The sequence below is a fragment of the Caulobacter sp. FG7 genome (assembly GCF_057808875.1).
In genome coordinates, this window is the sequence record NZ_JBMDIW010000001.1 from 1 (window position 1) to 19,082 (window position 19,082).

Below are 19,082 nucleotides of genomic sequence, written 5' to 3' on the forward strand. Positions count from 1 at the left end.
CCGACACCGTCGCCGGCGAGATCCGCGCCGCCGTCGGGGCAGGGGGCGCAGCGCCTGTCGTCGTGGCGACCGCGCCGGTAAGGGCGGCTGATCCGAAGATGGCCCCGAAAGCGGCCAAGGCCCTGCTGCCCGGCCTCGGCGGCAAGGCCAATATCCTCGCCGTCAGCGCCTGCTCCAGCCGCCTGCGCCTGGAATTGGCCGACCCCGCCAAGCTGGACGAAGCCGCGCTGAAGGCCGCCGGCGTGCGCGCCCTCGTCAGCCTCGACGGACCCGTCGTGCACCTGGTGCTCGGCCCGCACGCCGAGGCGGTGGCCCGGGCGCTGGGTGAAAAGGCGACCGTTTAGCGCTCGATCCCTTCATTGCTTTCCTGGGCCCTGTGCCCAGGACCCATGGCTCAGCCCGCTCAGACCTTTCGAGCTTGATCGAGGTCTGAGCGGTCGCCGGCATGGGCCCTCGCCACAGGGGCGAGGGAAACGAGATGGGGATAGCCTGGGCGAGCGCCTTAAGCCGCGGCCAGCGCCCGCTCGCGGCGGTCGTCCCAGACGGCGATCGCCCAGATCACGAAGCCGCCGGCCGCCAGGGCGCAGCCGACCCAGCCGGTCGAGCGCCAGCCGAAGCCGGCCGAGACGGCCATGCCGGCGAGCCAGGGGCCCAGCGCATTGGCGGTGTTGAAGGCCGAGTGGTTCAGCGCCGCCGCCAGGGTCTGGGCCTCGCCGGCCACGTCCATAAGGCGGGTCTGCAGGGCGGCGCCCAGGCCGCCGCCGCAGCCGATCAGGAACACCACCGGGACCAGGGTCCACAGGCTGCCCACGGCCATCGGATAGAGGGCCAGCGAGGCGACGCTCCACAGCAGGATGGCGCCGACGGCCGGCATCAGGGCGCGGTCGGCGGCCCAGGCGCAGACCAGGGTGCCGGCGGTCATGCCCAGACCGAACACCATCAGCACCAGCGGCAGGGCGGAGGGCGAGGCGTGGGTGACCTCGACCAGGGTCGAGGCGAGATAGGTGTAGACGGCGAACATGCCGCCAAAGCCGATAGCGCCGATGCCCAGGGTCAGCCAGACGCGGCGGCTGGCCAGGGCCGACAGCTCGCGCAGGGGGCTGGCGTCCTTGGGCGCGGGCTCGCGCGGGGCCAGCAGGAACACCGAGACGGCGGTCAGGGTCGCCAGGGCCGAGACGATGACGAAGCCCCAGCGCCAGCCGATCCATTGGCCCACGGCGTTGGCCAGGGGCACGCCGACGATGGTGGCCACCGTCAGGCCGATCATCACCCGCGCCACGGCCGAGGCCCGCTTGTCGGGCGGCGCCAGTGAGGCGGCGACCAGGGCCGCGACGCCGAAATAGGCCCCGTGCGGCAGGCCGCTGAGGAAGCGGAAGATCACCATGGTCTCGAAGGTCGGCGACAGGGCCGACAGGCCGTTGCCGATGGCGAACAGCACCATCAGCCCGACCAGCAGGGTGCGCCGCGCGATCTTGGCCGCCAGCACCGCGATCACCGGCGCGCCGACGACGACGCCCAAAGCATAGGCGCTGATGGCGTGGCCGGCGGTCGGCTCGTCGACGCCCAGGGCGCGGGCGAAGTCGGGCAGCAGGCTCATCGAGGCGAACTCGGTGGTGCCGATGGCGAAGCCGCCAAGCGCCAGGGCCAGTTGGACGAGCGCGGCGGAGGGCGCGGCGCGGCGGGCGGGGACGCTCATGGCGGACCTTGCTGGGGCGGAAAGCGGCGAAGCCGGTCGCGCACGCGCCTATCGCCCGCCCGGACGCGAAAGCCCGGCGGGGACGGCGCGCGGTTAGGAGCCGCGCTGCGGTTGATCGAGTGTGTGCATAGCTATTCACTCGCCATTCCGAACGCAACCCTCTAAAGACTCCGGCGCGAAAGCATTTTCGAGCGAAGTGGCCGCCGGTTCGCGTGAAGAGAATGCGCATGCAATAACCCAAAGCTCCGGCAAGGCCGGCGCTTTGGGGAAAAGGGTGCGAGGGATCGCCGCATGAGCGGAAACTGGCGGCCGCCGTCGTCGACCGACGTGGCCAGGGCGGCGGGGGTGTCGCAGTCTGCGGTGTCGCGCGCCTTCACGCCGGGCGCCCGGATCGCGCAGGCCACGCGCGCCAGGATCCTGGAGGCGGCGCAGGCCCTGGGCTATCGGCCCAACCTGTTGCCAAAGATCCTACAGACCAACCGCTCGGGCATCGTCGCCGTCGTGGTCGGCGGCTTCTACAATCCCTATTTCGCGATGACGCTGGAGGCTTTCTCCAAGGCCCTGACGGCGGCCGGCCGGCAGATGATGCTGGTGCGCGTCGACAGCGACCGCATTCTTGACGGGGTGGTCGACCAGCTGGCCGGCTATCGCGTCGACGCCGTGGTGTCGGCCCTGGCCCTGACCTCGCAAGGCGCCGCCGACCAGCTGTCGAAGCTGCGCATCCCGATCGTCACCCTGAACTCGGACCTGGCGGGCGACTGGATCCGCTCGGTGTCGTCCGACAACTTCGCCGCCGGGGTCGCGGCTGCGCGGCTGCTGAGCGAGCGGGGAGGGCGGCGCTTCGGCTTCGTGGCCGGTCCCGCCGACAGTCCGGCCCAGGTCGCCCGCGAGGCCGGTTTCGCCCATGGCCTGGCGAAGCTTGGCCTGCCGCCGGCGATGCGGGCGGGCGGCGGCTACGACTACGCCAGCGGCGCCCGGGCGGCGCGGGACCTGTTCGGCGGCGCCGATCGCCCTGACGCCCTGTTCTGCGCCAACGACCTGGCCGCCTTCGGGGTCATCGACGTGCTGCGCGAGGATTTCGCTCTGACCGCGCCGCGCGACGTGCAGGTGATCGGCTACGACAATCTCGACATGGCCGAATGGGCCCCCTACCGCCTGACCTCGTTCGACCAGGACGTCGAGGCCCATGTGGCGGTGGCGATGGAGCTGCTCGACCTTCAAGCCGGCGCGACCTGCGTGGCGCGCACGGTGCCGTCGCGGCTGGTCGAGCGCGAGAGCACGCGACGGGGCTAGGCTAGGAGGTCGGCGCTTCGGCGCCGGTCACGATGGCCTCCACCCGAGAAGTGAGGCGGTCACACAGGTGATCCCACAAGACCCGTGCGGCCACGCTTTCGGAATGCACCCCAAGCGCGGGAGCGCGATGGTTCCCGTATCCATGGATCATGGCCAGGGCGGGCGCGTCGCCTTCTCCGAAGGAAATGATCGCCATGCCGGTCGGGCACAGGATCTGAAACTGCTCGGAGCGGGATACGAATTGCCGGGCGTCAGCGACGCCGTAAACGACAATCACGTCGCCATGGCGGCGAATGGCGTGATCGACCTGAGCGTCGATATAGCCGTTCCAGGCCTGCTCAACGCCAGGCGGGAGTTCGCGTACGGCCTTGGCTGCTTTCTCGCGGCGGGCAATATCGGCCGTCCAGGCTCCAAGAGCGACGAGCATAGCCAGGAGCATCGACGGGATGATCCATCGATGGCGTCCTGTTGGGCGATGTCCGGCGAGAGGCACGCCTGCCAGCCTCCTTCAAAGAAGGAAAGTCTGCGCGCTATGGTCAGCGTGGAATATTGGCGCTGAGTTTATGTGACGAATGGGCGCATGGACGGTGTCGACGTCGGCGCAAGCCGGTCGATCAGGTCTAGTTTTTCAGGGGGTAATGGCGGAGAGGGTGGGATTCGAACCCACGGTGCCCTTCCAGGCACGCCGCATTTCGAGTGCGGTACATTCGACCACTCTGCCACCTCTCCAGGGGGTCTTCGTGACCAGCTTTGGGCCGGTCTTGAGTGAGGGCGGGATACCTATCCGCGACGCCGGAAGAGCGCAAGAGGCTACGGCGCGCTTTTTCGTCTTTTCTTGCGGCGGGCCGCGAGCCTCCGTCGCGGCTCAGGCCTTCGGGTACAAAATCATCTGGGTGCAGCGGAAAAGAGCGATGGTTTTTCCGCTGCCTTCGGCCGTGACGACGGCGTCCCAGACCTGGGTGTTGCGGCCGCCGTGCACGAGTTTGGCCTCGCAGGCCACGCCGCCGTCGCGGGCCGTGCCCAGGAAGTTCGACTTCAGCTCGATCGTGGTGAAGCCGGTCGCGCCCTCGGGCAGCGAGACGACGCAGCCATAGCCGCTGGCCGAGTCGGCGAGCGCGATCACGGCGGCGGCGTGCAGGAAGCCGTTGGGGGCCATGTGGTGGCGGGCGACGTCGAAGCGGCCGCGCACCAGGCCGGGCTTGGCCTCCTGCCATTGCAGTCCCAGGTGGTCGGGCAGGCTGCCGGCCTGGACGGCGGTGAGGTTGGCGCTCTGGTCGTCGGCCATGGGGGCGGCTCCTGATACTTCACGTGCGAAGCATTAGGCGCGCCGGCGACCGTCGTGGCAAGTGCGTTTTTAAAGAGAACGAATGTTCCGCGGCGGAAAGCGCACGCCGTCCGCGTCCGGCGCGGGCAGCTTGCCCGAACGCACCGCCACGTCGAGGGCGGCGAGGGTCAGGGCCGAAGGCTCGGCGGTCTCGCCGGCGCGGCGGGCCACGAACTCGGCTTGCGCCACGCCGTCGCCGGCGTCGGGATTGGCGGCCTTCTGGGCGGCGACGGTGGTGTCGGCGGCGGCCGGGTCGGCGCCCGCCCAGCTGGACAGCACCCGCACGTCGTCGGGCAGGGCCAGCAGCCTGCGGGCGTCGGTGAACAGGCCGGCGGCGTCGGCGCCGGGGGCGTCGCTGGCCGGCAGGCCGGTCGGCAGGAGGGCGTCGCCGACGAAGACCACGTCGCCGGCCTTATAGGCCACGGCGCCGGGCAGGCGGCCGGAGAGGGCGATGGGGTGGAACTCGATCCCGCCCATGATCAGCGGCTCGTCGTCCTCGCGGGCCAGCTTGTCGAAGTCCCAGCCTTCGAGGTCGACGCCCTCGGCGCCGAGGGCCGGCACGAGGCGTTGCAGGCTTTCCAGCACCTGGGCGCCGATGGCGACCGAGGCCCCGGTCTCGTACTTCAGGTGGCCGGCGGCCGACAGGTGGCCGGTGTGGACGGCGGTCTCGAGGATCCAGGTCGGGCCCAGGTCCTTCTCGCGAATGTCGGCGATGATGGCGTCGACGAAGGCGGTCGAGGTCTCGCCGGTGGCCGGATCGAAGTCCAGCACCGGATCGACGATGGCGCAGAGCAGGGTCGCCGGATCAGAGACGAGATAGGTCACGCGCCCGCTGGCGGCGTGGTGGTACGCTGTGATTTCCGGCTGCATGCTTACGCCTGAAGGTCCCCGTTTGCGGGCACCATGACGGCAAGCCGTTAAGCTTCGGCGAACGCCGCAATCGTCTGATCAGCGACGGGCGTCGATGTCGCAGGGCCGCTGGGAGCCGCGCATCTGGGTGGCCCACAGCGGTTCCACATAGCGGCCGTCGTCGGCGCGCAGGCCGTCGACGCAGCGCTCGGCCGATGCGCCGCGGCCCGACATGTCGAGCGACACGGCGACCGACTGGCTCTTGCCGCCACGGGCGTAGGGGCCGTAGCCATAGCCGCCGTAGCCGATCCCGCCGTAGCCCAGGCCGCCATAGCCGGGACCGCCGTAGCCGAAGTCGTCGTAGCCATAGCCCCAGCGGCCGTTCTTTCCGAACTCGGTCTGCGAGACGGCGACGCCCAGCGTGCCGGTCTCGCCGACCGGGAACAGGGCGCTGGCCGACATGTGGCGATAGCCGCCGGTGCCGACGCCGACCTCGACGCTGCCGTGGACCTTGCGCTTGATCGGGCCGGCGTCGTCGTCGCGCGACAGGTTCAGCGGGCCGTCCTGGGCGGTCGTCTTGACCGGCGAGGCCTTCAGCCAGGCGTCGATCTGCTCCTGGGTGGTCAGGGGGCGGGTGGTCTCGGGCGTGGCCGGCGCTGGCGCGGCCGCGGCCTGGGCGGGGCTCGACGTCGTCTTGGCGGTGGCCACCACCTCGTCGTCGGCGCCGGCGGCGAGCGCCAGCACGGGCGCGGCCAGCAGGGCGAGGCCAAGCGAGAAGGGCGTGACGAGACGGGCGGCGAACAGCATGTGACGGATCTCCAACCCTCAACCGATACGCGGGCGGCGAAGCTGAATTAGGGCGCGAATGTTACGCGGGCGCAAGGCCGCCAAGCGCTGTCGGCGGGTCAATGGGATGCGAAGTCGCCTTCGTCCGGGTGACCCGATAGCCAGCGCTCGGCGACGGTGCGCAACGACGGGACCTCGGCCAGCACGTCCGCCTTCCAGGTCCCGTCTTCGGCGCCGCCGGCCAGAGCCGCGACGCGATCCAGGGCGACCAGATCCTGGCGGGGGTCGTGGATGTAGAATTCGGGCATGTGGTGCTGGTTGTCGTCGATGTCGGCCAGGATCCAGTTGACCAGCGTCCGCTTGGCGAGATCGCAGCCGGGATCCAGGGCCAGGGCGGCCTCAAGGTGGGCGCAGGGATCGTCACAGCGCAGCAGGCCCAGCCACAGGCGCGGCTCGGCCGAATGGGGCGCCTGGACGCTCCAGGCGCGGACGGCGGGCTTGACCAGCCGCTCGTACAGCGGCTGGGGCAGGATCAGATGTTGGCCCATGAAGCTTTGGCTCTGTGGCAGCAGCCAGCGGGCGAAGACCAGCCGCTCGTCGTCGGTCCAGCCTGCCGCCTCGTCCAGAAAGGTCTCCAGCGCGGTCATCGCGGCTGGTCGAACGCCAGCGCCGCGCTTTGCGCAGTAGTCGGCGAAGCCGCGCCAGGCCGGCTTGTCGCCCAGCGTGGCGGCGATGCCCCGCAGCCTGTCGAGGTCCTTGTCCCAGGGCACGGCTAGAGCGCCTCCAGCCCGATCTCGACCGCGGCCATGTCGGCGGGCAGGGGGGTCTCGAAGCGCAGGGCCTCTCCCGTCACCGGATGGACGAAGCCCAGCAGGGCCGCGTGCAGGGCCTGGCGGGAAAAGCCGGTCTCGACCAGGATGGCCTTGACCGGGGCGGCGGGCGCGCCGGCGCCGTAGACGGGATCGCCCAGGCAGGGCGAGCCCTTGCTGGCCATGTGCACGCGGATCTGGTGGGTGCGGCCGGTCTCCAGCCGGCAGGACACCCGCGCGGCCTGCGGCTTTGCGCCTTCGCCGCCGAAGGTGCGCTCGACCTTGTAGTGGGTGACCGCCTCGCGGCCGCCGCTCTTCAGCACCGCCATCTTCTTGCGGTCGTGCGGCGAGCGGCCCAGGCGCGTTTCGATCGTGCCCGACGACGGATGCGGCGCACCGCGCACCAGGGCCACGTACATGCGGTCGATGTCGTGCGTGGCGAACAGGGCCGACAGGCCGCGATGGGCCGCGTCGCTCTTGGCCGCGACCATGACGCCGGAGGTCTCCTTGTCGAGGCGGTGAACGATGCCCGGCCGGGCCACGCCGCCGACGCCCGACAGGCTGTCGCCGCAGTGGTGCAGCAGGGCGTTGACCAGGGTGCCGGTCTCGCTGCCGGGGGCCGGGTGCACGGCCATGCCGGCCGGCTTGTCGACCACGATCAGGTGGGCGTCTTCATAGAGCACGCTGAGTGGGATGGCCTCGGGCTCGGGAATGGCCGGCGCCGGCGGCGGCTCGACCACCAAGTAGTCGCCGGCCTGGGCCTTGGCCGATCCGTTGGTCACCGCTTGCGGCTGGCCGTCCGCCCCGAGGCGGAAGACGCGCCCCTCGGCCATCAGGGCCTGGAGCCGGGCCCGGGAGAGTTCGTCGAACAGCACGGCCAGCGCCTTGTCGAGTCGCTGGCCGACGAGGTCTGCGTCGAGCCGGCCTTGCAGGCGGCGCTCGCCCGCCATATCGGCGGCCCCTGCGTCGTCGGGGGCGTCCAGCAGGTCCTCGATCTCGTCGTCGGCGTCGGCCAAGGGTTTCACGGCTCCTTCACAACCCCGTCGCGTGGGCGACACGGCCGCTCCCTAGGGGCGAGGCCTCGTACAGTTGTTGGAGGGGAATAGTCCATGCGCGCCATCCGCACCACCTCGCTCGCCGGAACCAGCCTGCTGGCCCTGATGATCGCCGGCCAGGCCTTCGCCGCCGACGCCCCGCCCTCGATCGAGGTGCAGGAGGTGGTGGTCACCGCCCAGAAGCGCGAGCAGAGCGTGCTGGACGTGCCGATCGCCCTGACCGCCTATTCGGGCGAAACCCTCGAGGCGCTGGGCCTGCAGGAGTTCGAGGAGCTGGGCCAGTTCGTGCCTGGCTTCGACGTGCAGAACCAGTCGCCGAACAACCCCGGCTTCGTGATGCGCGGCATCACGTCCGACAGCGGCGAGGCCACCACCGAGCCGCGCGTGTCGGTCTACCAGGACGGCGTCTCGATCTCGAAGTCGCGCGGCTCCTATGTCGAGCTCTTCGACCTGGAGCGCGTCGAGATCGCCAAGGGCCCGCAGTCGACCCTCTATGGTCGCGGCGCCCTGATCGGCGCGGTCAACATCATCCAGGCCAAGGCCAGGCACGAGGCGGCCGCCAACCTGAAGTTCGAGGGCGGCGACAACGGCTACGCCCTGATCGAGGGCATGGTGAACGTGCCGATCGGCGACTCCCTGGCGGTGCGCGTGGCCGCCCGCTCCAAGAAGCGCGACGGCTATGTCGAGAACCTGCTGGGCGGCGAGGACTTCAACTCCACCGACACCCAGGCCGTGCGCGTGGCCATCGCCTACGACCCGGGCGACCGCTTCAAGCTGGACGTCCTCTACAACTATCAGCAGGACAATCCGTCGGGCACCTCGTTCAAGTCGCTGACCTACGCCCCGACCAACCCGCAGACCGGCGCGGTGCTCGGCGACCGGGGGCGCAATTCCGGCGCGGCGCTGTCGACCGTCGAGGGCTTCGAGAACAACCAGGAACTGGGTCTGAACCGTCGCCTGTGGAGCCTGACGGCCCTGGCCAGCTACAGGCTCAACGACAAGTTCACGCTGAACTCGACCTCGGCCTATCGCTACTTCACCGGCGAGGAAGTGTTCGATCCGGACGGCTTCTCGCTGCCGATGCTGACCTTCGCCGAAGACGCGCAGGGCAAGTCGGCCAGCCAGGAATTCCGCCTCAACTACGACGCCGGCGGCCGCATCACCGCCTTCGGCGGCGCCAGCTGGTTCTGGGAAGACGGCAGCCAGCGCGTGCCGATGCTGATCAACGAGAAGGTCGCCGGCCTCTTCCTGACCGGCCAGCTGCCGATCCCCAACGCCCTGCCGATGTCGGTGATCAACGTGCTGCCGGCGCTGGCGGCCCTGCCGTCGGCCCGCCGCGAGGAATATACCAACTACGGCGAGACCAATTCCTACGACGTGTTCGGCGACGTCACCTTCAAGGCCACCGACCGCCTCGAGCTGACCGCCGGCGCGCGCTACACCTACGACGACAAGACCAGCGGCTACGGCGCCACGATGAGCGGTCCGTCGATCATCATGCTGGCCCAGACCGGCGCCCAGCGCGGCCTGATCGTGCAGCCCACCCTGAACGGCAAGGCGCAATACCAGGACTTCACCGACAACGGCGTCACCTACCGCCTGGTGGCCCGCTACAAGGCGGCCGACAACGTCAGCCTCTACGGCTCGGTCTCGACCGGCCGCCGGCCCAAGGTGCTGGCCGGCAGCAACGGCGCGCCCGGCGCGGCGGCGACCTTCCGCGAGGTGGCGGCCGAGGAGGTCACCTCCTACGAGGCCGGCGCCAAGACCGCCTTGCTGGACCGTCGCCTGACCCTGGAAGGCGCGATCTACCGCTACGACTACGAGAACTTCCAGACCAGCCAGCGCACCGACGCGGGCCAGGTGATCCCGCTGAACGCAGGCGAGGCCAAGGCCACCGGCTTCGAGGGCCAGGTGAACTTCCAGGCGACGAAGGACTTCCTGGTCTTCGCCACCTACGGCTACAGCCACGCCCGCTTCGGCAACGGCCTGTTCGACGGCAATCACTTCCGCCTGTCGCCCGACCACCAGGCCTCGATCGGCGTGAAGGCCGGCTTCGACACCGGCGTGGGCCGCTTCACCCTGATCCCGACCTACACCTGGCAGTCGGAGATGTTCTTCGACAACAACAACGACATCGCCGCCCTGCAGACCACCACCGGCGTGATCAAGGACACGGTTCAGGACGAGAAGCAGAAGGCCTACGGCCTCCTGAACCTGCGCCTGACCTACCAGCCCAAGGACAGCGCGCTGACCTTCGGGGCCTTCGTCACCAACGTGCTGGAACAGGACTACATCAAGGACGCCGGCAACACCGGCGACGCCTTCGGCATCCCCACCTTCATCGCCGGCGAACCGCGCTTCATGGGCGTGTCGGTGTCGATCAAGCGGTAGGGGGCGTCTTGCGAGGGACCTCCCCCTGTGGGGGAGGTGATCGCGTAGCGATCGGAGGGGGGAGTTTCCGGGAAATCGGCAACTCCCTCGAAAGCTGAGAACGACCCCCCACCGGCCTTCGGCCGCCTCCCCCACGGGGGGAGGTTCGTTGACCCCTCGCCTAGCTCGCCCTTCCTCGGCTAGACCTCGGCCATGGATCCGCGCCAACTCGACGTCATCGTGCGCATCGCCGGCGCGGCGCTTCTGCTGGGGCTGGCGGCGTTGCTGGCGCGCGATCCCAAGGGGCGGCGGCTGGCGGCGAGCTTCGGGCCGCTGGCGCTGTGCCTGGCGGGGTTCCTGGCCGGCAACACGCCTGACGCGGCGCTGCGCCTGGCCGGTCTGGCGGGGGCGGTGGCGCATCTGCTGAGCGGCTATGCGGCCGCCTTTCTCTGGTGGTTCTGCCTGGCGGCCTTCGATCCGGGTTTCAAGCCGCGCGGGGCGGTGCTGGCCGGCGGCGTCGCCTGGATCCTCGTGGCCAGCGCCGACCGGGGCGTGTTCGGTGCAGCCCTGGCCGAGCGGGGGCTGTCGTGGCTGTTGGTCGGCATGGGGCTTGGCATGGTCGGCCACCTGGCCGTGCGGGTGATCGGCGACCGCGAGGGCGACCTGGTGGAAGGCCGCCGCGCCGCGCGGATCTGGGTGGTGGCGCTGATGGCCGGACAACTGCTGGCCGACCTGATCGTCGACCTGGTGATGGGCCTCGACTGGCGGCCGCTAGGTTTCTCCATCGTCCAGAACCTGGCCCTGCTGGCCTTCGCCGCCTGGCTGGCGAGCCTGGTGCTGCGTGTCGAGGTGCGTCCGCTGGGCGCGGCGCCGGCCCCTGCCTCGGCGGCTCCCGCGCCCGAGGATCCGGTCGAGGCGCGGCTGGCCCAGCGCCTGAAGACCCTGGTCGAGGTCGAGCGCATCCACCTGGATCCCGACCTGACCTTCGCCGGCTTCGTGCGGGCGATGGGCGCGCCCGAGCGCACCGTGCGCCGCTTCGTCAATCACCGGCTGGGCCACGACCATTTCCGGGCCTTCCTCAACGCCCAGCGGATGGACGAGGCGCGTCGGCTGCTGGCCGATCCGGCCCGCGCCGACGACAAGCTGATCGCCATCGCCCACGATGCGGGCTTCGCCTCGCTGGCCTCGTTCAACCGCGTGTTCCTGGCGACCGAAGGCGTCTCGCCCAGCGCCTGGCGGACGGCGCAGGCGGTTTCACCGGGTTTTGAGGAACGCTCCGCCGCCTTCTGAGGAGCCGAAGCCAGCGGGCGCCCCTAGAGCGCCGGGACCAAGTTTCGGGGAACAGGCATGAACGGCTTCATATCCATCCTGGCGATCGTGGCGATGCTGCTGGCGGCCGGCGGCGCGATCGCCCTCGTGCGTCGCGGCGGCGTCGACTGGCGCTCGCTGTTGGCGGCGGCGGGGTTTGTTTTGCTCAATGACGCCCTGCTGACGCGCGGCTATGGCCTGCTGCCCCAGCTGCTGCCGGCCAGCGGCTGGAACTGGCAGGGCAAGCTCCTGGCCCTGGCCGCCACTCTGGTCGTCGTCGCCCTGCTGGGCTGGAAGCGTTGCGGCCTGACCCTGACCCAGAACAAGGCAAGCCTGAAGACCGCCCTGCCGGTGGCGGGACTCTATGTCGGCCTGTTCCTGGCGCTGGCCTTGGTCTTTCCGAACGAGCCGGCCTCGGCCGAAACCATCGCCTTTCAACTGACCATGCCGGGGCTGGAGGAGGAGATGTTCTATCGCGGCCTGCTGCTGCTGGCGCTCGATCGCGCGTTCGGAACGCCGTGGAAGTTGGGCGGGATCACGTTCGGCTGGGGCGCGATCCTGTCGTGCGCCCTGTTCGGCCTGGCGCACGCCTTCGGCTATGGCCGCGACGGCTTTTCGTTCGACGCGCTGACCATGGCCCTGACCGCCCTGCCGTCGCTGATCGCGGTGTGGCTGCGGCTGCGGACCGGCAGCGTGCTCTTGCCAGTGCTGCTGCACAACTTCGGCAACGCGGTGATGCTGGTGGTGTGAGGCAGGCTCAGGCGAAGGCTGGCCTGGAGGGGGCGACCGCCTTCAGGGCCGCGCCGAAATAGTCCTGCACCTCCTGGAAGAGGTCGGGGCGGTAGATGGCCCGCGGGTCGTTGGCCTTGTCGTCGTCGAAGGCGTGGGTGGCGTCGGGATAGAGCTTCAGGTCCACCTTCACGCCGTCGGCGGTTAGGCGGTCGAGCGCCTTCTTGGGGAAGCGCCAGCCGACCACCCCGTCCTTCTGGCCCAGCACCGACCACACCGGCGGAGCGCCCGGGCCCCAGCCGCGTCGGCTGGTCATCGAGGGATAGGCCGCATACGGATAGACCAGCAGCGCGCCCTTCACCTGCTTGCGCAGGGCGACCGCGTCGGCGTCGGCCAGGCCGGTGGCGCTGGGGGCCGAGGTTCCGGCGGCGTAGGCGTCCATGATCGACCAGGCGCCGTGGCTCCAGCCGGCCAGGAACACCTGGTCGGCCCGGGCCCAGCCTTGCGTCTTCAGCCAGGCCAGGGTCCCGAAGATGTCGGCCGCGCGCTTGGCCCCATGCAGGGTCATCAGGGTGCAGACGAACAGCTTGCCATCCAGCGTGCTCATGCCGCGCGGCTTGAAGGAGTCGAGCACGATGGCCGCATAGCCGGCCTTCACCGCGACCTCGGCATAGGTCTCCAGGAACGGGGTCTTGCCCCCGCAGCCATGCAGGATCAGCGCGACGGGGAAGGGGCCCAGCCCCGCGGGCTTGAACACCCGCGAGCGCGCGACGACCTTGGCTCCCCAGGCTGTGCTGTCCATGCGAGGTCGAACTCCGTGCGTCGTCCTCGTCCTTCGACGGGCTCGGGATGAGGACGATGGTTGCGGCCCGTCGGTCGAGATCCTCACCCTGAGCTTGTCGAAGCTTGTCCTTGGGCGCGCCGCGCAGGCGCGGCCCGAGGGGGCGAGGATCTCGTGACGCGAGTTAGTGGCGGAACACTCGCACGCCGGTGAAGGCCATAGTGAGGCCGAGCTTGTCGGCGGCCTCGATGACCTCGGCGTCGCGCATCGAGCCGCCCGGCTGGATGATCGCCGTGGCGCCCGCTTCAGCCGCCTGGATCAGGCCGTCGGCGAACGGGAAGAAGGCCTCCGAGGCGCAGGCGCACCCACCGAGATCCAGGCCAAAATCAGCTGCCCGAAGGGCGGCGATCCGGGCGCTGTCCTTGCGGTTCATCTGGCCGGCGCCGACGCCCAGGGTCTGGCCGGCGCGGGCGTAGACGATGGCGTTCGACTTGACGTGCTTGCCGATCTGGAAGGCGAACAGCATGTCGCGGATCTCTTCGTCCGTCGGCTGGCGCTTGGTGACGATCTTCAGGTCGCTCGCCTTGATCCGCGCGTCGTCGCGCGACTGCACGAGGAAGCCGCCGGCAACACTCTTGAAGGTGTCGCCGGTCGACAGCGGGTCGGGCAGGCCGCCGGTGACGAGCAGGCGCAGGTTCTTCTTGGTGGCGAACACGGCGACGGCGTCGTCGTCGGCTTCCGGGGCGATCACCACCTCGGTGAAGATCTCGACCATGGCCTCGGCGGCCTCGCGGGTCAGGCGGGTGTTGGTGGCGACGATGCCGCCGAAGGCCGAGGTGGGGTCGCAGGCGAGAGCCCGCTCATAGGCCTCGCGCTGGGTGGCGCCCAGGGCCACGCCGCAGGGGTTGGCGTGCTTGATGATGGCGACGGCCGGGCCTTGCGCCGGGTCGAACTCGGCGATCAGCTCGAAGGCGGCATCGGTGTCGTTGATGTTGTTGTAGGAAAGTTCCTTGCCCTGCAGCTGCCTGGCCGTGGCCACGCCGACGCGGGGATTGGGGAAGGTGTAGAACGCCGCCTTCTGGTGCGGGTTCTCGCCATAGCGCATGGTCTGGCGCAGCTCGCCGGCGATCGACTTGCGGGCCGGGAAGTCCTGGCCCAGCTGCTGGGCGAACCAGGCCGAGATCGCCGCGTCATAGGCCGCCGTGCGGGCGTAGGCGCGGGCGGCCAGGGTCTTGCGCAGGGCCAGAGACGTGCCGCCGGCCGCCTTCAGGGCTTCCAGCACTTCGGCCAGGTCGGAAGGGTCGGTGCAGACCGAAACGTAGCCGTGGTTCTTGGCCGCCGAGCGGATCATGGCCGGGCCGCCGATGTCGATGTTCTCGACGCACTCTTCGTACGAGCCGCCCTTCGCGACGGTGGCTTCGAACGGATAGAGGTTCACATAGAGGATATCGATGCCGCCGATGCCGTGGTCGGCCATGGCTTTCGCATGTTCGGGCGCATCCCGAACGCCCAGCAGGCCGCCGTGGACGATGGGGTGCAGGGTCTTGACCCGGCCGTCCATCATCTCGGGGAAGCCGGTCAGGTCCGACACGTCCTTCACCGGCAGGCCGGCCGCGGCGATGGCCGCCTTGGTGCCGCCGGTCGAGACCAGCTCGACGCCCGCCTCGTGCAGGACCTTGGCCGCTTCGACGAGGCCGGTCTTGTCGGAGACCGACAGCAGGGCGCGCTTGGGGGCGACGAGATCGGGGGCGGACGGATAGTCGGGGGCGGCGGGCACGGGGGACTCCGGGTCTGGTTGCGATCAGAAAGGAGCCCAGGCGCGCGGCGGGCTTGCGAGCAGCAAAAGTGGACGCCGGTTTTGCGTCCGCTCGCAAGCTTCTTTGCCGAGTGCGCTTTCTAATGAAAGCGCACCGTCTCGAGCTCCCCGGTGGTCACCCACCTTCAACGCCAGTCACTCGAACGGCGCGGAACATACGGAGGGGCGTCGGGGAGTCAATGCGGCGTGGTGGTTGAGGGAACCTCCCCCTTTGGGGGAGGCGATCGCGAAGCGATCGGTGGGGGGATTTGGTGGGCAATCGGCCCTGGTCGGCGGCAGCTGAAAACGTCCCCCCTCCGGCCCTCTGGGCCACCTCCCCCAGAGGGGGAGGATCTCTGAAGCGCGGCGCCCGCTAAGATGCTCCCCCTCTGGGGGAGCCGTCGCGGAGCGACTGAGGGGGACGCCGTCAGCCGCTCGGCGCGGTCAGCAGCACTTCGACCGCCACGCCCGCCGCCGCCAGCGCCTGGATGTCGGCCGCCTCGACCGGGGCGGCCACCAGTCGCACGACCTGGCGGCCGCTCTTGGCCAGTTCGATCAGGTGCTGCGCGGTCGCCTCGGCCACGGGCAGGCGGTGGGCGTCGCGGCGGGCCATGGTGACGACTTCGGGATCGGCGGCCTCGTCGATGACCAGCACGTCGGCGGCCGACAGGGCCCGCACGGCGCGCAGGGTCAGAAGGTCGGCGGGGCCCTTGCCGGCCACGAAGCGCACCTTGCCCTCCTTCTTCACGCTCTTGGCCAGGGCCTCGCGGAACAGGGCGCCGGCCTTTTCCATGTCGCCGGTCATGGCCGCCTGGGCCGCCTCGCCCGAGAGGGCTTCGCGCAGGAAGGCCCGGCGTTCGTGCAGGGTGGGCAGGGCGCCGCGCACCTCGCTCTGGAAGTTGCGCATCAGGGCGGCCACGCGGCCGGCGCCCTCGGGCACCTGGGCCTCGATGTCGGAGCGCAGCATGGTGGCCAGCACGGGGGCCGCGCCGCCAGTGCCGACGGCGGCCACCACCTCGCCGCGGTCGATGACGGCGGGGGTGTTGAAGTCGCACATGTCGGGCTTGTCGACGACATTGACCAGCACCCCGGCGGCGCGCGCCGCGCGGGCCGCCGCCTGGGCGAACACCTCGTCGGCGCTGGAGACGAACGCCAGCACCGCGCCCGAATAGGAGCCGGGCAGGAAGGCGGCGTGGCCGTCGAGGCGCACCAGGGTGGCGGGCGAGCCGTCGAACAGCCGGGCCTTGGCTTCGGCGCCTTCGCCGGTTCCGGCGATCACCACCTTGCGGCCGGCGAGGGGGAAGTAGGCGGGAAAGGAGTCCAAGGCGGGGTCCTCTGGCGTGGGGCGCGCGGGTCGAGGCCCCGCAGGTCGAGGTTCAAGGCTAGGGCGCGTCGGCCGCGAGCGTGAGCCTTTTCGCGCAACAGGCGTCGAGGAACTGGAGCCGAGGCCATCCTGACGGCGTTAAATTTCACTGGCGGAGCTTCGGGAGAACGGTGTTAGCTCCGATTTCGAGGGCAGGAGACGACGCATGGCGGCGAGCTTGGACGTCAACGGCAAGACGGTGTCGGTGCAGGCCGAGCCGGACACGCCGCTCCTGTGGGTGCTGCGCGACGAACTGGGCCTGACGGGCACGAAGTTCGGCTGCGGCCTGGCCCAGTGCGGGGCCTGCACGGTGCATGTGAACGGCGACCCGGTGCGGTCCTGCGTCACCCCGATCGCCGCCCTTTCCGGCGCGAAGATCACCACTATCGAGGGCCTGGGCGGCGCCCATCCGCTGCAGCAGGCCTGGGTCAGGCTGGACGTGCCGCAGTGCGGCTACTGCCAGTCGGGCCAGATCATGTCGGCCGCGGCGCTGCTGGCGGCGACCAAGGCGCCCAGCGACGAGGACATCGACGCGGCCATGGGCGGGAATATCTGCCGCTGCGGCGCCTATCAGCGGATCCGGGCGGCGATCAAGGAGGCCGCGAGCAGCGCCGCCGCTCCGGTGGTCGCCGCGCCGCCGGCCGCCAAGCAGGCCGAGGTCGAGGCCGCCGTCGACGAGGCGGTCGCGGCGGCGGCGGGCGCCACCTCTCGGGTCCAGCGCGGAGAGGTGCGATGAACAAGCTGGTGGGCAAGGAAGGCTTCAGCCGTCGCGAGGTGGTGGTCGGGGCGGTGGTCGTCGGCGGAGCGCTGGCGGTGGGCTGCTCGCCGGCCGACCTGATGAGCGCCGGCTCCAAGGTCGAGGTCGGGGCGTTCGGCCCCTTCATCCGCTTCGAGCCTGACGGCTTCGTCACGGTGATCTCCAAGCACATCGAGTTCGGCCAGGGCAATCACGCGGGCCTGGCGGCGATCGTCGCCGAGGAGCTGGACGCCGACTGGACCAAGGTCCGCGTCGAGCAGTCGCCGGCCAACGCCAAGCTCTACGGCAACGGCGCCCTGGGCGCGCAGCTGACCGGCGGCAGCTCGGCGATCTCCAACAGCTGGGAGCAGCTGCGCAAGGCCGGGGCCGGCGCGCGGGCGATGTTCGTCGAGGCCGCCGCCAACCGCTGGAACGTCCCGGCCGGCGAGATCGTCGTCAAGGACGGGGTGCTGACCCACGCCTCGGGCAAGAGCGCCGCCTTCGCCGATCTGATGGCCGACGCCGCCAAGGCGACGCCGCCGGCCAGTCCGGTGCTGAAGGACCCCAAGACCTTCACCCTGATCGGCACAGACCGCGTGCGCCGCAAGGACGCGCAAGCCAAGAGCGACGGGACTGCCCGCTACACTCAGGACGTCCATCTGCCCGAGATGCTGACGGCCATGGTCGCCCATGCGCCGAAGTTCGGGGCCAAGGTCGAGAGCTTCGACGCCGACGCGGCCAGGAAGGTCGCCGGGGTGGTCGACGTGTTCGAGATCCCCACCGGCGTGGCGGTGGTGGCCAGCTCCACCTGGGCCGCGCGCCTCGGCCGTGAGGCGCTGACCGTGCGCTGGGACGAGGCCAAGGCCGAGAAACGGGGCTCGGCGCAGATCGCCGCGGCCTTCCGCGACCTCGCCACGGGCAAGGGTCCGGCAGACCAGAAGTGGGAGCCGTTCGGGTCCAAGGGCGACGCGGCCCAGGCGGCCGGAGGATCGGACGCCTTCGAGGCGGTCTACGAGTTCCCCTATCTGGCCCACGCCACCATGGAGCCGATGAACTGCGTGGCGATCGTCGACGGCAATTCGGTCAAGCTGGTGCACGGCTCGCAGGGCCAGACCCTGGACCAGCTGAACGCGGCCAAGATCGTCGGGACCCTGCCGGGCTCGGTCGAGATCGAGACCCTGTTCGCCGGCGGCTCGTTCGGGCGGCGGGCGACCTTCACCTCCGACTACGTGGCCGAGTGCGTGCACGTGGCCAAGAAGGTGGGAGGCGGCAAGCCGGTGAAGCTGGTCTGGACCCGTGAGGACGACATGCGCGCCGGCCACTATCGCCCGCTGGTGGTCCATGCCGTGCGGGTCACGCTGGACAAGGACGGCCTGCCCGCGACCTGGCGCCACCGCGTCGTCAGCCAGTCGATCATGAAGGACTCGCCGATGCCCTCGAAGGGCGTCGACCAGACCGCCGTCGAGGGGGCGATGGACTCGCCCTATCTGAAGGCCACGCCCGTCGTCGACGCCCAGGTCGCCTTTCCCGAGGTCGGCGTGCCGGTGCTGTGGTGGCGCTCGGTGGGGGCCACCCACACCGCCTTCGTCATGGAGCACACCATCGACCAACTGGCTCGCAAGGCCGGCAAGGACCCGGTCGAGTACCGTCGCGCGCTTTACGCCAAGGCCGGCGCCAACCGCCACCTGGCGGCGCTGGATCTGGCGGTCGAGAAGGCCGGGCCGACTGCTTCGGCGGGCTGGACGCGCGGCGTGGCGGTGCACGAAAGCTTCGGCTCGGTCGTCGCCCAGGTCGCCGAGGTCAAGCTGGTGGACGGCGCGCCCAGGGTCGGCCGGGTGGTCACCGCCATCGACTGCGGCACGGCCGTCTCGCCCGACCAGATCGCCGCCCAGATGGAAGGCGGAACCTGCTATGGCCTGTCGGCGGCGCTCTACGGCGAGATCACCCTCACCGACGGGGCGGTCGACCAGAGCAATTTCGACACCTATCGCGTGCTGCGGATCGGCGAGGCGCCGAGCGTGGAAACCCACATCGTTCCGTCCACCGCGCCGCCCACCGGCGTGGGCGAGCCGGGCACGCCGGTGATCGCCCCGGCGGTCGCCAACGCCCTGCTGGCGCTGTCGGGCCAGGCTGCCGCCAGGCTCCCCTTCGTCCGGTCTGTCTGAACGTTAACCTTGGCGCGACCGGA

General features: G+C 70.4%; 17 protein-coding genes and 1 tRNA gene. 7 read left to right on the forward strand and 11 right to left on the reverse strand.

The annotated features are described in order from the left end of the window. On the forward strand, positions 1-344 hold a 344-nt coding region (locus ACODR1_RS00005), incomplete at its 5' end, for a PTS sugar transporter subunit IIB (protein WP_488878617.1). A 158-nt stretch (positions 345-502) separates the two neighbouring features. Here the strand turns inward: ACODR1_RS00005 and ACODR1_RS00010 are convergent. Then, positions 503-1,696 carry an MFS transporter gene (locus ACODR1_RS00010; protein WP_488878618.1) on the reverse strand — a complete coding sequence of 398 codons (1,194 nt, stop codon included), beginning with the start codon at positions 1,694-1,696 and terminating at the stop codon, positions 503-505. 291 nt (positions 1,697-1,987) lie between these two features. Here ACODR1_RS00010 and ACODR1_RS00015 point away from each other — a divergent pair, with 291 nt between their 5' ends. After that, positions 1,988-2,989 (forward strand): LacI family DNA-binding transcriptional regulator, encoded by a 1,002-nt coding sequence (locus ACODR1_RS00015; RefSeq protein ID WP_488878619.1) that lies wholly within the window; start codon positions 1,988-1,990, stop codon positions 2,987-2,989. Position 2,990: 1 nt separating this feature from the next. On the opposite strand, the gene ACODR1_RS00020 is transcribed toward ACODR1_RS00015, so the two are convergent. The 7 genes from ACODR1_RS00020 to ACODR1_RS00050 all read right to left on the reverse strand — a co-directional run bounded on the left by ACODR1_RS00020 (position 2,991) and on the right by ACODR1_RS00050 (position 7,773). Then, positions 2,991-3,428: a hypothetical protein gene (locus tag ACODR1_RS00020; RefSeq protein WP_488878620.1), complete on the reverse strand. Its 438-nt coding sequence runs from the start codon at positions 3,426-3,428 to the stop codon at positions 2,991-2,993. 200 nt (positions 3,429-3,628) lie between these two features. Then, positions 3,629-3,718: transfer RNA gene (locus tag ACODR1_RS00025), tRNA-Ser, on the reverse strand. A gap of 136 nt (positions 3,719-3,854) precedes the next feature. Then, positions 3,855-4,274 (reverse strand): PaaI family thioesterase, encoded by a 420-nt coding sequence (locus ACODR1_RS00030; RefSeq protein ID WP_488878621.1) that lies wholly within the window; start codon positions 4,272-4,274, stop codon positions 3,855-3,857. A gap of 69 nt (positions 4,275-4,343) precedes the next feature. Beyond that, positions 4,344-5,183 carry an MBL fold metallo-hydrolase gene (locus tag ACODR1_RS00035; protein WP_488878622.1) on the reverse strand — a complete coding sequence of 280 codons (840 nt, stop codon included), beginning with the start codon at positions 5,181-5,183 and terminating at the stop codon, positions 4,344-4,346. 78 nt (positions 5,184-5,261) lie between these two features. After that, entirely contained in the window at positions 5,262-5,969 is a 708-nt protein-coding gene (locus tag ACODR1_RS00040) for a hypothetical protein (RefSeq protein WP_488878623.1), read from the reverse strand. A 98-nt stretch (positions 5,970-6,067) separates the two neighbouring features. After that, complete coding sequence (locus ACODR1_RS00045; RefSeq protein ID WP_488878624.1) at positions 6,068-6,718, reverse strand: hypothetical protein; 651 nt, start codon at positions 6,716-6,718, stop codon at positions 6,068-6,070. A gap of 2 nt (positions 6,719-6,720) precedes the next feature. Next, positions 6,721-7,773, reverse strand: coding sequence for an RluA family pseudouridine synthase (locus ACODR1_RS00050; protein ID WP_488878625.1), 1,053 nt, complete (start codon positions 7,771-7,773; stop codon positions 6,721-6,723). Between the two features lie 93 nt (positions 7,774-7,866). On the opposite strand from ACODR1_RS00050, the gene ACODR1_RS00055 reads away from it, so the two are divergent. From ACODR1_RS00055 to ACODR1_RS00065, 3 genes are all read left to right on the forward strand, one after another. After that, on the forward strand, positions 7,867-10,203 hold the full coding sequence (locus tag ACODR1_RS00055) for a TonB-dependent receptor (protein WP_488878626.1): 2,337 nt from the start codon (positions 7,867-7,869) through the stop codon (positions 10,201-10,203). Positions 10,204-10,395: 192 nt separating this feature from the next. After that, entirely contained in the window at positions 10,396-11,472 is a 1,077-nt protein-coding gene (locus tag ACODR1_RS00060; RefSeq protein ID WP_488878627.1) for an AraC family transcriptional regulator, read from the forward strand. Between the two features lie 57 nt (positions 11,473-11,529). Further along, complete coding sequence (locus tag ACODR1_RS00065; RefSeq protein WP_488878628.1) at positions 11,530-12,240, forward strand: CPBP family intramembrane glutamic endopeptidase, BDIM_20840 family; 711 nt, start codon at positions 11,530-11,532, stop codon at positions 12,238-12,240. Between the two features lie 7 nt (positions 12,241-12,247). Here ACODR1_RS00065 and ACODR1_RS00070 read toward each other — a convergent pair whose 3' ends face one another. From ACODR1_RS00070 to ACODR1_RS00080, 3 genes are all read right to left on the reverse strand, one after another. Beyond that, positions 12,248-13,021 carry a dienelactone hydrolase family protein gene (locus ACODR1_RS00070; protein ID WP_488878629.1) on the reverse strand — a complete coding sequence of 258 codons (774 nt, stop codon included), beginning with the start codon at positions 13,019-13,021 and terminating at the stop codon, positions 12,248-12,250. Positions 13,022-13,184: 163 nt separating this feature from the next. Next, entirely contained in the window at positions 13,185-14,777 is a 1,593-nt protein-coding gene (purH, locus tag ACODR1_RS00075) for a bifunctional phosphoribosylaminoimidazolecarboxamide formyltransferase/IMP cyclohydrolase (RefSeq protein WP_488878630.1), read from the reverse strand. Positions 14,778-15,222: 445 nt separating this feature from the next. After that, the gene (locus ACODR1_RS00080) at positions 15,223-16,119 is read right to left on the reverse strand and encodes a precorrin-2 dehydrogenase/sirohydrochlorin ferrochelatase family protein (protein ID WP_488878631.1); all 897 of its coding nucleotides are present in this window, start codon (positions 16,117-16,119) and stop codon (positions 15,223-15,225) included. Between the two features lie 205 nt (positions 16,120-16,324). On the opposite strand from ACODR1_RS00080, the gene ACODR1_RS00085 reads away from it, so the two are divergent. Next, positions 16,325-16,894 carry a (2Fe-2S)-binding protein gene (locus ACODR1_RS00085; protein WP_488878632.1) on the forward strand — a complete coding sequence of 190 codons (570 nt, stop codon included), beginning with the start codon at positions 16,325-16,327 and terminating at the stop codon, positions 16,892-16,894. After that, positions 16,891-19,059 carry a xanthine dehydrogenase family protein molybdopterin-binding subunit gene (locus ACODR1_RS00090; protein ID WP_488878633.1) on the forward strand — a complete coding sequence of 723 codons (2,169 nt, stop codon included), beginning with the start codon at positions 16,891-16,893 and terminating at the stop codon, positions 19,057-19,059. The genes ACODR1_RS00085 and ACODR1_RS00090 overlap by 4 nt, the downstream gene beginning before the upstream one ends. The last annotated feature ends 23 nt before the right edge of the window (positions 19,060-19,082 follow it).